The 13357-nt window shown below is 59.9% G+C and carries 8 protein-coding genes and 5 pseudogenes; 5 read left to right on the forward strand and 8 right to left on the reverse strand.

All coding sequences use genetic code 11. From position 1 onward, the window contains the following. Positions 1-335 precede the first annotated feature (335 nt). A pseudogene (locus tag AC0L14_RS32150) lies at positions 336-1280 on the forward strand (IS110 family RNA-guided transposase); the annotation flags it as partial. A 58-nt stretch (positions 1281-1338) separates the two neighbouring features. Here the strand turns inward: AC0L14_RS32150 and AC0L14_RS32155 are convergent. From AC0L14_RS32155 to AC0L14_RS32170, 4 genes and pseudogenes are all read right to left on the reverse strand, one after another. Continuing rightward, positions 1339-2121, reverse strand: coding sequence for a hypothetical protein (locus AC0L14_RS32155; protein WP_077380054.1), 783 nt, complete (start codon positions 2119-2121; stop codon positions 1339-1341). Between the two features lie 10 nt (positions 2122-2131). After that, positions 2132-2718, reverse strand: a pseudogene (locus tag AC0L14_RS32160) (protein-S-isoprenylcysteine O-methyltransferase). Positions 2719-2871: 153 nt separating this feature from the next. After that, positions 2872-3468: pseudogene (locus AC0L14_RS32165) on the reverse strand (hypothetical protein); the annotation flags it as partial. Positions 3469-3618: 150 nt separating this feature from the next. Next, a complete protein-coding gene (locus AC0L14_RS32170) occupies positions 3619-3765 on the reverse strand; it encodes an ABC transporter (protein WP_473751900.1) in 147 nt (48 codons plus the stop codon). 221 nt (positions 3766-3986) lie between these two features. Here AC0L14_RS32170 and AC0L14_RS32175 point away from each other — a divergent pair. Together AC0L14_RS32175 and AC0L14_RS32180 are read left to right on the forward strand one after the other, a co-directional pair. After that, positions 3987-4482 (forward strand): annotated as a pseudogene (locus AC0L14_RS32175) (IS6 family transposase). 349 nt (positions 4483-4831) lie between these two features. Continuing rightward, a complete protein-coding gene (locus AC0L14_RS32180; protein ID WP_473751905.1) occupies positions 4832-6706 on the forward strand; it encodes an adenylate/guanylate cyclase domain-containing protein in 1875 nt (624 codons plus the stop codon). Between the two features lie 265 nt (positions 6707-6971). Here the strand turns inward: AC0L14_RS32180 and AC0L14_RS32185 are convergent, their stop codons facing one another. Further along, positions 6972-8522: a CYTH and CHAD domain-containing protein gene (locus tag AC0L14_RS32185; protein ID WP_473751901.1), complete on the reverse strand. Its 1551-nt coding sequence runs from the start codon at positions 8520-8522 to the stop codon at positions 6972-6974. 272 nt (positions 8523-8794) lie between these two features. On the opposite strand from AC0L14_RS32185, the gene AC0L14_RS32190 reads away from it, so the two are divergent. Together AC0L14_RS32190 and ppk2 are read left to right on the forward strand one after the other, a co-directional pair. Then, a complete protein-coding gene (locus AC0L14_RS32190) occupies positions 8795-10501 on the forward strand; it encodes a SulP family inorganic anion transporter (RefSeq protein WP_473751902.1) in 1707 nt (568 codons plus the stop codon). A gap of 72 nt (positions 10502-10573) precedes the next feature. Further along, positions 10574-11407, forward strand: coding sequence for a polyphosphate kinase 2 (ppk2, locus tag AC0L14_RS32195; RefSeq protein ID WP_473551084.1), 834 nt, complete (start codon positions 10574-10576; stop codon positions 11405-11407). 37 nt (positions 11408-11444) lie between these two features. Here the strand turns inward: ppk2 and AC0L14_RS32200 are convergent, their stop codons facing one another. The 3 genes and pseudogenes from AC0L14_RS32200 to AC0L14_RS32210 all read right to left on the reverse strand — a co-directional run. Then, positions 11445-11921 carry a histidine kinase gene (locus AC0L14_RS32200; RefSeq protein WP_123149416.1) on the reverse strand — a complete coding sequence of 159 codons (477 nt, stop codon included), beginning with the start codon at positions 11919-11921 and terminating at the stop codon, positions 11445-11447. Positions 11922-12196: 275 nt separating this feature from the next. Beyond that, positions 12197-12706 (reverse strand): BA14K family protein, encoded by a 510-nt coding sequence (locus AC0L14_RS32205; RefSeq protein ID WP_473751903.1) that lies wholly within the window; start codon positions 12704-12706, stop codon positions 12197-12199. 257 nt (positions 12707-12963) lie between these two features. Then, a pseudogene (locus tag AC0L14_RS32210) lies at positions 12964-13204 on the reverse strand (calcium/proton exchanger); the annotation flags it as partial. Positions 13205-13357: the final 153 nt, after the last annotated feature.

Below are 13357 nucleotides of genomic sequence, written 5' to 3' on the forward strand. Positions count from 1 at the left end.
ATCGACAATGCGGACAATAACGAAATCGCCCACTCCTGTAGGCGAACGGCCCATGGCCCGAAGTTCGATTTTGCGGGCAAACCCGGTAGAGTCCGCAATTGGCGGATATCGTTGAAAAAGTCGCCAGCTATGCCACCGGCGACGCTCGCTTAGAATATCGGTTCATGAGGACTGGAATCACGAATCTTGATTCCAGGAGGAGCCTCATCAAGAAATGGGATTCTGCCACCAGCGCTTGTTTCGCCACGGATCGGACTTTTTCAACATTGGGTAATGGGCGGCGGCTCTTCGCGGAGACCGATAAGATCGGCTCCGATTTGAAGAGGAGACCGACCATGGAGTATTTTGCAGGTTTGGATATCTCAATGGAAGAGACGCATGTCTGCGTGAGGGTGCAGTCGTTCACGAAGCGAGGACGATTTCGACGGCTGAGGCGATCTTTGCTTCGCTGGCGAAGGCGCCCAGTTGCCGACGGGTCGTGTTCGAGACCGGTCGCATGGCCCCGATGCTCTACCACGGCCTGCGAGAACGCGACGTCCCTGTCGTCTGCATCGAGAGCCGCCAGGCCTAGCAGGCGCTGAAGTCGCTGGCGACCCACAAGACCGACCGCAACGATGCCCGTGGCCATCTCGCCCGCACCGGGTTCTTCAAACGGCCCCATGTGAAGTCTCTTCCGGCGCATGCCATCCGCTCATTGGTCATCGCGCGCAAGAAGCTGGTCGGCCAGCACGTCATGCTGGAGAACCAGATCCGCAGCCTCGCCGTGGTGTTCGGCGTCCGGCTACCACGGGCACTCAGCCCGGCCTTCATCGATCAGGCGCTCTGGGCCAGCGAAGGGATCGACGGACTGTCCGCCACCATGCGAGGCCTCATCGCGGCGCGAGCTGCCGTGCTTTCGGCTGTCTCGGCAATCGATACCGACATGAAGAGATGGCCAAGGCTTCCAGCGTATGCGGCTGATGGCCGTTCCCGGCGTCGGCAAGCTCACTGCGCTCGCCTTCGCGGCCGCCGTCGATGATCCTGAGCGCTTTCGCCGGTCTCGCGACATCGGCGCCTATCTCGGCCTGGTGCCGCGTCACTACCAGTCGGGCGAAGTGGACTACACCGGCAGCATCTCAAAGTGCGGCGACCGGCGAACGCGATCGCTGCTCTATGAAGCGGCGAACGTCATGCTGACGCGCTACAAGGGACCGCTCAAGCTGAAGGACTGGGCGCTGGCCATCGCGGCGCGGTGCACGATGCGAGAGGCGCGCATTGCTCTGGCCCGGCGGCTTGCAATTAGCCTGCCGGTTCACTTCGTCGGCACAGCAATCCTGGCAAGAACCGCTGGCCGAATCGTCACTCGCTGGCGCGCTCCTGCGTTACGGGAACGGCAGCGCTCTGGCTGAATTGCATCACCTCCTCGGCGATTTCTCCGTTCAGTATCTCTTCGAACCTGTGGAGCGCGCGGGCGACGTTGGCGCCGTCCATCACCCGGTGGTCGTAAAGGATGCGGACGGTCACCGATCCGTCCTCGCCGATCGGCCCGTAATTGAGCAGCGTGGTCAGCGGCGTAAGCGGGTTGAGGGATTCGGCCCCGAGGCCCGAATAGACAGAGAACTGGAACGTGCCGAAATAGTTCGGCCTCTGCCGGGCGATGTTCAGCCCGAGCCACATCAGCGCCCTGCGGATCGGCGTCGGCACGCGGGCCATCGTCAAGGCGCGCCGGAACTCCTTGATCTCCATGACGGGGCGTGACCGCGCCGCGTGGATCGATGCATGCAGTTCGGCGATCGAGCAGCGCTCTGGTCCCTTGATGCGGCTCAAAAGTACAGCCCGCTCGCCCTCATATTCGCGCTCATGCGCGATCGAGGCGACGCTCACCGGGTATTCGTAGAATTGCGGCCAGGGAAACTTGACGTAGGCACGCCGGAACTCGGGCGTTTCCCGGGCGAGAAGCGCGTATCCCTTCACGAAGATCGCGCTCCAGGACGGTTTGGGCTGCTGCGCCATTCTGGCTGCCACGAGCGGCGCGAGATTCATGTGACGCTGCACGGTTACCCGCGGTACTCCGATCGAAAATCGCATCAGGTCGCCGACCAGGCGTCGGGGCGCCGAAATCTTTAGTGCTCGGCCTCGCATGACAGGACCTCTAGTAAATATAAGGGATTATTCTTTTGGTCCCTCCATATAGACCCGATATTGCGGGCCGAAATTCTCCAGCATCATACGCTCTTCCTTGTCCACTCGCAGGAAAAAAGGATTGCGAAGCCGACAAGCCCTGCCAGGCCCGCGACCCAGTTCGACAGCAGAAATGCCTGGCCGAGGCCCATCAGCATGAAAGAGGTGTACATGGGGTGACGGATGACGCCGTATGGCCCGGCGCAGACCAGCGCGTGCCTCTCGCGGATCTCAAGCGTGATCGACCAGTTCCGACCGAGTTCCTTGTGCGACCCTGCGAAACACCCACAGCGCCAGGGCGAAGATGATAGCCCCGAGCGCGACCGCCCACCATCTCGCCGTAAAGTCGGCTGACTCGGAGATTCCGGTCGCGACATAGAAGCCGGGCAGAATCGCCAGGCCGAAGAGAGCCGAGACAAGTCCGACGATTTCGGAAGGCGAGCGGCGATTGGTTACGACTCGCACGCGCTTGGCCCGGTGCTCGAAAGGATATCGAATCACATACCAGCCGACGATCCCGAGCAGCCATACGATCTCGCCGACTGAACTCGCTTCCATGCTCAATTTAGCTCACCGGCGCCCTTTCGGCGGTATGGACGTCTTGAGGAGGCGCGGCCGCCTCGACATTCTCGATCTGCTAACGGGGGGCCGTTGCGGCGGGGCATTTCCGGATTCAACCCCCGGCGGGCCGGTATAGCCGATCGCATTCGGCCCGCCATTCATCTGTCGAAGCTTTGTGATGAAATCACGCGGCATAAGCCAGATACCTGGCGTCTTGTAGCCCATGAAGCTTGCGATGTCGGCCACGAAGGCGTTGCAATTGTAGAGCGACGCGTGCCACAGCGGCGACTTGGCCTGCAGCTTGCGTATATATGCCACGACCCTCCTGTATTCAGGTTCGGTAAGCGGAACTGTCCAGCTCGCCGACCGGTAGGCGATTTCCAGATCGCCGTCGGTCCATCCGGTCGAGGCCGGCACCGGCGCGAGATGGCCGAGCATATAGATATTGGGATCGTTGGATTTCGGCGCGAGCCCGGCGACTTCGGCATTGATCATCTTTCCCGATTTGTCCATGCGCCCGAAAATCACGAAGGAGTGCCCGTATGTATAGGCGTAGCGGGAGCGGAACTCGATGAAGTACCGGCCTTCTGCTGAATTCACTGTGCTCGTCGGCGCCCCGGCAGCCGCTAAGGTCCGTTCATCGGACGTGAAATTCAGTTGAGGTTTATCCTGCGATTGCGATTGGCATGATGCCGCCGCGAGCGCGAGCAAGGCCACGGACAGTGAACGGCCACTTACAAGCGTCATTTCATTCCCGAACTCCGAGGAGCGCAGATCAAAAAGCGGGTCCTGCCCACCACTGCTGACCTCACGACCGAGCCGAAGAGTCGCCCGATCCGGATTGCTGGCTGATGGGGAAAGGCCAGCGGCCCTTTCCCCGTCCCGACCTAGGCCGGTTTACTTGTACACGGGCGCCGGTGCAGGCTCTTCGACGACGACAGGCGGCGGAGCCTTCCCCTTCCCTTTGCCGATGTCCATATTTGCGCAGCCGCTTACGCTGGCGACGGCGAGCGCCGCGACCACTGCGATTAGAATTCTGCTCATCACATATTCCCCTCGGGCGAATCGGTTCAAGGTACAACACGCAAACTAACGGGGGACTACACCGCAGCTAGTGCAGGAAAGACACACCTAGCCAGTTTAACTGTCGGTTGATGGTTGGGAGAGGCATTCTGTCGGGTTCCGTTGCAAAATTGGGCTGTGTTGCAAAGTTTTCGGTAACCAGGCGCATGGCATGGCCTCTGGTGTTTCGCCGGAGAGTTCAGATGTTCAAGGGCCGCCATTTCGACCAGTCCGTCATTCTGCTTTGCGTTCGCTGGTATCTGGCCTACGGCTTGAGCCTTCGCGATTTGAAGGAAATGATGGCCGAGCGCGGCATCAGTATCGATCATTCGACGATCCACCGCTGGGTCGTTCACTTCTCGCCCTTGCTGCTGAAACGCTTCAATCGGCGCAAGCGTGCCGTCAGCGGAAGGTGGCATATCGACGAAACCTATATTCAAGGTTCGCGGCCGCTGGATGTATCTCTATCGCGCCGTCGACAGCGTCGGCGACACCGTCGAGTTCAACCGCATCGAGCAGGATCACCAGCGCATCAAGTGTCGTGTGCGGCCTATGCTAAGTTTCAAATCATTCGCAAGCGCTATCGCCACGCTGGGCGGGATCGAGATGATCCACATGATGCGAAAACGACAGGCGAGGTACGCCTTCAATCCAAATCCGCCCATCGCCGAGCAATTCGAAATCATCGCCGCCGCGTGAGGCTGGGGTCGTTCCCAGAGTTTCTATTGCCAGACGACAACTTTGCAACGGAACCGTTCAGATCATTGCTGCACCCTCACCACGGGCGCCATTGCCGCGCGAGCGGCTTAGTCCAAGGGTCAATTCTTCCGGTCTGCGAACAGCAAGGACGCGCCATTTCTTGACATTCCCGGCGCTTCTCCGAAGCTGACCTTCGCGCAAGGGCTCGAGTCGACCCGCTCCAGTCGTTCGAACTCGAGCGCCCAACGGCGCAAGTCGATCAAAACGTGCAATCCACGGGCCTCTAAATCGCGTTAGCCAATAATTGCGAAGGCTAGTAGAAATGGACCCTGGAGGCACCAGCACAGCCATGGGCGAGGAGTATGTTGAGCGTCGGCTGGCAGCCATACTGGCTGCCGACGTCGTTGGCTACAGCCGGCTGATGGAGGCAAATAAAGAGCGCACTTTGGAAGCGCTCCGCCAGCATCGCCGTGAGTTCTTCGATCCTACCGTCGCCAAGCACGGTGGGCGCATCTTCAAGGTGATGGGCGACGGCTTTCTGGTCGAGTTCGGCAGCGTCCTCAACGCAGCGCGCTGTGCTGTTGAAATCCAGCGCGGCATGCTCGAGCGCAACGCCGGCGTCCCCGAGGACCGGCACATCAAATTCCGCATCGGCATCCATCCGGACGACATTATCGTCGACGGCGAGGACTTTTATGGCGATGGCGTCAACTTGGCGGCACGGCTCGAAGGTCTTGCCCGCCCGGGCGGGATTGCCTGCTCGGCGGTGGTGCGCAACCAGGTCGGCCACAAGCTCGAATTGGAATTCGTCGACCAGGGTCAGAAGACCGTCAAGAACATCGTCCAGCCCGTGCATGTCTATTTTGTCAATCTTGCGAGCCCACCTGCGGATGGCTCGCCCCGGGCCGCGACGGACAGTCAGTCACGGATGTGCTCCGACAAGCCGTCGGTGGCGATCCTCCCCTTTACCAACATGAGCAACGACCCTGAGCAGGAATTCTTCAGCGACGGCATCACTGAGGACATCATCACCGACCTCTCGAAGGTTTCGGGCCTGTTCGTGCTCGGCCGCAACACGGTATTCACCTACAAGGGCAAGGCCGTCGACCTGGAAGGCATCGCCAAGCAACTGGGCGTTGCGTATCTGGTCGAGGGTAGCGTCCGCAAGGCCGGAAACCGTGTCAGGATCAACGCCCAGTTGATCGACGGCTCGACCGGCGGCCACCTGTGGGCGGACCGCTTCGACCGCGACCTCTCTGACATCTTCGCGGTTCAGGACGAGATCACCCACGCCATCGTCGACCAACTCAAGGTCAAGCTTCTGCCGCAGGAGAAGAAAACAATCGAGCAGTCGCCGACCGACAACGTGGAGGCCTACACTCATTATCTGAGAGGCCGCCAAATCTTTCACGTAGGGACAAGATCGTCGCTGACGCTTGCCCGACGAATGTTCGCAAGAGCGGTCGAATTGGACCCGCGCTATGCCCGTGCTTATGCCGGCATCGCCGATTGCGATTCGCGTCTCTATTCTAAGCACGGCGTTAGGATGCCCGTCGATGAAATCCTGGCGACCATTGACAAAGCCTTGGCAATAGACCCGAATCTAGCTGAGGCCCATGCCGCGCGCGGCTATGCCCTGATGGTAGCCGACCGCCGCGCCGAGGCGCCCTCCGCTTTCCAGCGGGCGCTTGCCCTCGACCCCAATTGCCATGAAGCGCATTATCATTATGCGGACTTCTGTGTGACCGCAGGTGACTTCCAGAGGGCTGCGGAGCACTACATTCGCGCTCTGGAATTAAAGCCCGACGACTATCTTTCCCCGTGTCTCCTCTTGAATATCCTGCGATCGCTCGGGCGCACTCAGGAAATGGAAACTTATGCGCGCCTCGGCTTTAAGCGAGCCAAAGAGGCTCTCAACCTGCATCCGGAAGAATCCAAGGCTGCACAGTTGGCCGCAGCTGCGCTCGTGACATTGGGTGAAGGCGACCAGGCGAAAGAATGGCTCGCGCGAGCGCTAGCGATCGATCCCGATGACAGTGGTGCTCGCTACAACGCTGCTTGTGTCTATTCGTTGCTGGGGGAGCCCGACCGAGCGATCGACCTTCTGGAGACGTACTTGCAGCAGGTGGGGCCTGACCTAAGGCTGCGGTTCAAGAACGATTCCGATCTTGACCCTATCCGTAGCCATCCCCGCTATCAGAAGCTGCTTGCACTGGCGGGATAGCGAAAGGCGAACTGAAATGCCTCCTTATTTCTGCCAGGAAAATGGAAAGGCGAGGTTCACGATTTCGCGTCGAGCAATGACGCGATCGCGCCTCATTGCCGCCGTTGCCTGATCTCTTCCGAGAACGTGCCTATCTTAGGCTAGTGCCCGTTATGCCGGGCGGTCAGAGGTACAGTTCGGCATCAAGCTGCGATTGCTGCTCATTGTGGCCTTGCCGGTGTTCGGAAAGTTACCACATAGCAGCATCCGGCAACAAACCAGCCCGTCACTTCCAGAAGGCGCGGGTCTCTTCGAGGTTTCGCCACAAGGCCTTTGCGCCGACCCAGCCAAATTCGGCGCGCGCCTGGCTCGCCCCGATCACCCATCCGACGGCACGCTGCGTGTTCGGATCACCAGCGCCGGGCGCTTCCGCTCCCGACAGCATGGTTCTGACGGTCGCCGCATCGTTCAGATCGCCGAAGACCGTCTGAAGTTTCTTCAAGCGTTTCAGGAATGGATCGACACGCTTGGCCGGGTACAAGGGAGAGAAGAACTCGACCGCATAGCGCAATTTTTTTAGCTCCTTCCGCAACTCGTGGCGCTGCTCCGCTGTCAGTGTCTCAAGTCCGCGTGCACGCTTGCCAACCTTCTTCCAGCGCTTGCCGAGCGCTTGGCTGGCCAACTCCGCGACCGGCGCCGCCAGCCGTCCGGTCTGGTCGAAATCCTGCGGAACGAGCCAGCCTCGGGTCTCCACGAACCGCGCCAGATCGATCAGGAACGCCTGCACGCGCGCGTCGGGGAGAACCTTGCGAAGGTGATCGCGCAGTCCCCCCGCCTGCCTCGAGAGAGCATCGGCAAGGGGCGGCAGACCCGGTTCATCCGCGTGGGCCTCGGCCTCCCGCCGTACGATATTGTTCGCCACCACATCGATATCCCTGAGACGCCCGACCTCCTGGCCAAGCCAGCGGGCTTCCATGCTGAGCCGCGTCATTTCCGGGCTCTTCAGAACGGAAGCGCAGACAGAGAACGCGCTTCGCAATCGGCGCAGGCCGATCCGCAACTGGTGCGGCCCTTCGGGATCGTCCAGCTCCCGGATCACCACGACATTCGTGGCGACCTGATCGAGGCACTCGCGAAGGACGTCGCGTGCCGCCTGCTCGGCGATCTGAGCCCGATCGAGTGCAACGTCCTCGGCATTGCGGGGCGCGAGCGGCAGATCGATCCGTCCCTGTTCGGCGAGCAGATAGCCGCGCGCCGCCTTGGAAAGCCGGGAGAACCTCAAGCCCCCGTCGGGAAACAGCGCGTGTGCGATGTCGAACAATCCGCCGGGGCTGCCCTCGATGAGTTCGATCTCCACTTCATGCAACTTGGCCGAGCGCTCGCCGGCGCGGATTTCGCCGACGTCGATTGCCAACCCAGCGCGTGTGCCGTCGTCAAGCGAAAGTTCGCTGGCGGAGCGCCTGATCACGGTCTCGCAGACCGGCTGAAGCGGCGCGCCACTCACGCGATGGACGACCTCCTCTCGAACTGCTGCGTCCGGAATCGCTTCGAGACACAGCCGCCCACCCGGAGCCGGGTTCTCCACCTCACCAACCTGCGAGAGGCCGCCATGCAGCTCGGCCCTGGTCTTGACAGTCTGTATCCATCGCCGCCCGTCGCGCCGGAGTCTGAGCGCGATCCCCGCCTTCTTCAGCGCGTGTTCGGGAGTGTCCAAATAGATGCTTCTGAGCGTTCTCGTTTTTGGGCTGCCGCTGGCCAGCTTCAGCGCCTTCGCGCGCCCCCAAAGCTCGCTCGAGGTCAGTTCGTCGAGGAGAAATTTCAACTCAATTTCGCGCATGTGACAGATTTGCGACAGCTTTGTTACAGCCCTAACGCATCCGCCACGCACCCGCAAGCGACGGCAGGGTGTAACACGGGAAGCTGTCGCGGGCTGCACGACTGGCAGTTGTGGAGGCCCATCTTGTATGGCGCGCCGGAGAGGATTAAACTGAGCACTGGAGCGTCTTTTCTTCTCCGATGAGATCGTCCGTAGAGGTCCGCTCATGATGCAGTGGACGGCCCTTCGACAAGGGTTCAGCCTCTTTTGGCTGAAGGAAAGGTTGCTGATACATGCCGGCTAGTAAGGACGCCACTCGGCGGGCCTTGCGCTTCCCAGTGCTCGCTAGCCTTTCAGGCTATCAGCCGGGCTGGATCCGAAGCGATGTCTCTGCCGGGCTTGCAGTTGCCGCGGTTGGGCTTCCCAGTGCTATCGCCTATCCTGCGATAGCGGGCCTGCCGCCTGAGACCGGCATCTACGCGAGCATCGCGCCGCTGGTTGCCTACGCGATCTTTGGCCCCTCGCGTCAGCTCATAGTCGGTCCGGACGCGGCTACGATGACGGTGCTTGCGGCGGTTTTGGTCGCGGTTACCGCGAGCGTGCCAGTCGGGCTCGAAGTGGACCGAACTGCGATCGCAGCAATCCTCGCGCTTGGCGTCGGTTTGTTTTGCCTGGCGGCGTGGGTGCTTCGGCTCGGCGTTCTTGCAACCTTCCTGTCGCGTCCCATCCTGACGGGGTTCTTCATCGGCATCTCGCTTTCGATCCTGATCGGCCAAATCGGTCGCTTCACCGGAGTCAAGATCGAGGCGGAAGGCCTGCTCGCACCGGTCCTCGAACTTCTGCGCAAGGCCGGATCGATACATTGGCCGTCTCTTCTGCTGGCCTTGGGGATGTTCGGTTTGTTGCAGATCGCGCGGGCCATGCGTTTTCCGGTTCCCGGGCCAGTGCTGGTCGTGGTCCTCTCCGTAGTGCTTTCGGCCGTTTTCGACTTTGAAGGACGCGGCATCGCCGTAGTCGGCGATATTCCGACAGGGTTGCCCTCGTTGTCGTTGCCAGCGATCGCTGACCTTCCGATCCAGACATTGGCCCTCGGCGCCGCGGCGATCTTCCTCGTGAGCTACGGCGCCGGCATCATTACGGCCCGCAGCTTTGGGGCAATAGGCGGCTACCCGGTCGATCCAAACCGCGAACTCATCGGATTTGGCGCTGCGAACATAGGGGCGGGCCTTTTCGGCGCCTTCCCGGTGACGGCCTCCGACTCGCGCACGGCAGTCAACCTTACCGTTGGCGGACGCTCGCAGGTGACGAGCATCGTGGCTGCCGCGACCCTGATCGCGACACTGCTGTTTCTCGGTCCGACCCTAAGGATTATCCCGATCCCTGCGCTCGGGGCGATTCTTGCGGCTACTGCAATCAACCTGATAGATCTCGCTGCCCTTAGGCAGATTTGGCGCATCAGCCGCATGGAGTTCGTCTTCGCCCTCATTGCGATGTGGGGTCCGATCGGTCTGGGCGTCCTTAACGGGGTTGTCATCGCGATCGGCACGACGCTGGTCTATGTTTTGCGCAAGCTGATGTTTCCCCGCGACGCTATGCTCGGCCGTGTTCCAGGCCATGACGGTTTCTACAAACTGCATCGAACGCCCGAGGCCCGTCAGGTACCCGGCCTCGCCGTATGCCTCATTCAAGGCAGCCTGCTGTTCTTCAACACCGACTACGTCGCATCGCGGCTGCGGTCCATTGCCGAGGAATTGCCGGCCGACACACGCTGGCTGCTGATTGATGCAAGTGCAATTTCCCAGATCGACAGCTCGGCAGCGGCAATGCTGGAGGAGCTATGTGACGAATTGCGCAATCGCGGGATCAGGCTTGGCGTAGCGGAGCTTCACGCCGAAGCGCGCGATATCCTTGTTCGCGCCGGCGTGATCGAGCGCATTGGCTCCGACATGGTCTTCGACATTCTCGAAGAGGCGTATCATGCGTTCGAGGCCCAAGCGTGACAGTTCAGGGACTCTCCTGCTGTCACCCAACTGTCATTTTAATGGCTGCGTGCCAGTGGAGTGGAGGAAGACATGAGTAAGAAGAATAGAGACAGGGCGGCGGCTACGATATCCGAACCGGCGGAGGAAGCGAAATCGGGAGGAAAAAAATATGCGAAGGAACTCGCCCGGTTGCAGGTCGAGCTTTCCCACCTTCAGGCCTGGGTAAAGAAGTCTGGTGCCCGCATCTTGATCATTTTCGAGGGCCGTGACGCCGCCGGGAAAGGCGGCGTGATCAAGCGCATCACCGAGCGCGTCAGCCCACGAGTGTTCCGCGTCGTCGCCCTGCCGGCTCCGACCGATCGGGAGAAGACCCAGATCTACATTCAGCGCTACGTCCAGCACCTGCCCGCCGGAGGCGAGATAGTGATATTCGACCGCTCCTGGTACAACCGTCCTGGCGTTGAACGCGTCATGGGCTTCTGTAGCGAGAAGCAGGTGCGGCGCTTTCTCGAACAGGCGCCAGGTTTTGAAGCCACCCTTGTCGAAAGCGGCATAACGTTGCTCAAATACTTCCTCGATGTGAGTGAGGAAGAACAGGAGCGGCGTTTCCGACAGCGGGCCGACGACCCCGTTCGACAGTGGAAACTGAGCCCGATGGATGTCGAATCGTACAACCGCTGGTGGGATTACACCCGCGCTTACGACGAGATGATCCGTGCAACAGACACAAGGCATGCGCCCTGGTGGATTGTGCCGTCAAACGACAAGAAGCGCGCGCGCATCAACTGCATTTCGCACATTCTGAGCTCCATCCCCTATGAGCGCGTCGAGTTCGAAAAACCTAACTTCAGCAAACGCCAGAAGCGGCCCGACAACTTCGTGGACGATGCAACTCCGCGCAACGTGGTGCCGGACGTGCTTTGACCCAGCTATACACGCAGTTCAGAACCATTACCGGTTCCTATTTGGTTTCGGGCTCCCAATTTAAGAAGAAGCCGACGTCGCCAGGGATTCCGCCGGGGAAGTTAATAATCATGGCCTTGAGTTTGTAACCTTGCGGCTTCGCATTCTTAACATAACGTTCGTACAACTGCTTGGCCTTACCCTGTAGCGTTTCAGTCCATTGCGGATCAGCACTGTTGATAGCCCGGCCGCTGTCGGTGCAAAGGTCCGACGGAAAGCTGTATACTAGTGCTTCGTACTTGCCATTCTTGACGGCATTCATCACGAGGCGGCGAACCATTGCAAGTTCATCATCACTCACTTGGTCCTTTAGGAAGCTGTTTGTGAACTTCGTGAGTTCCTCATTCTGCCGCGCTCGCAGCTTTTCTTCCTTGTCTGCCTCCGCCATCTGCTCCTCTAGGAGAGCCATTCGCAGTTGCTCAGCGCTCGGCGGCGCCGCATTTATGTCTAAAGCTGTGTCTTTGATGTTGGCCATTTTCTCCTCCACTCGAAACCGTTCGAGAATAGAACACAGAGGCAGATCGACGTCTTGCCAATCTCGTTCGTTGGGCTCAATTCATGCCCACCCAACCGCAAGACGTAAATCAGCAGGGTAGTCGACTGAGGCAGGCTGCCAGCCGCACGTTGAAGGGATCGGCCGCCGCGGCAAGAAGTCTTGTCTTCGCAGTCCAGCTACCATTCCATGATGCCATGTGGGCACATCAAGGTCAAATTCGCGATAGGCGGTAGAATGTGTCGCGACAGGCCGCGCTAGTAGCAATTACCGGAATCGGCTTCCCGGGGCGAGCATGGGCGATAGGACCTGTTTGAGTGATACCCGTTGCCATAATACCGGTCGCCATAATACCGGTTGCGGTAATACCGGTCGCGGTAATACGGTTCGCCATAATAGGATCCGCCATAATAGGATCCGCCATAATAAGGTCTGCCATAATAAGGTCTGCCGTAATACGGATCGCCGTAGAAGCCGCTTCGGTAATACCCGCCGTAGTAGCCGTTGTTGTTGGCGATCATGCTGCCGAGCAGCGCTCCAGCGACAAATGCGCCGGCGGGGAACCAAAAGTCGTTGTGCCTATGGTATCCCGGACGATAGTGGCGGTAGCCGCGATAACCCCTGTACCAGCCATCTCGAATTTGGATGACATCGGACTGCGCGCTTTGTGCCCTGGGCACGAAGATCGGTGCGGCATCAACTGGAACAGTGCTCGTAAGTGCAAAAGTGGCGACCAGGGAGGTCGCTATGCCTGACAGGAACCTCATGATCGCGTCCTCGCTGGTGGCAATGTTTGCCGTATGCGAAACGTCGTCATTAACTGGAAGAAACGTCGTCGATCCAAATTTTGTTCCCGAGACCGGCAAATTGTCTCAAGCCGCTCCGAACCTTTGACGGTCAGACAGGCCGCCGTCCCCAGAGCTACGGGCGCCGGCAACATCGATTCGCCTGCGTCCGGATGGGGATCCCCGCCGCCGAAAAACTCCCGATGCGTTTTAAGCGAGAATACCAGACCCAGTGAGTAGATGATCAGTTCGGTGAGGTTGCCCAGCGTCGCATTGAGAAGGCCGCCCACCCGTATCGCCCGTCTTGGTCGCCACCGACTCGGTGGCGTAGCTCAGCAGCGCGGCCAGCGGCACGATCGCCAGCACGGAAAGCACAAAAAGCAGCGTGTGTGCTTCGGGCTCGAGTGCTTGGGCGACGAACACCGCAGGCACAAAGGCCAACAACCAGAGAACGGGATTGTCACGGATTTCTTTGAGCAAGGGGGGCCATGGATACGATCAGCGAAATACTGCTTGTCTTAGAACGAGCGCTGGCTGGTCCATGGCTTCAACCCCGCTAGTACCTTTTCACAGTGATGTTGACTGGTTGATTTCCAGCCATTCGAGAATGGGCAGGCGTTGCGGAGGAACAAG

This window comes from Mesorhizobium sp. WSM4841, from assembly GCF_055811515.1.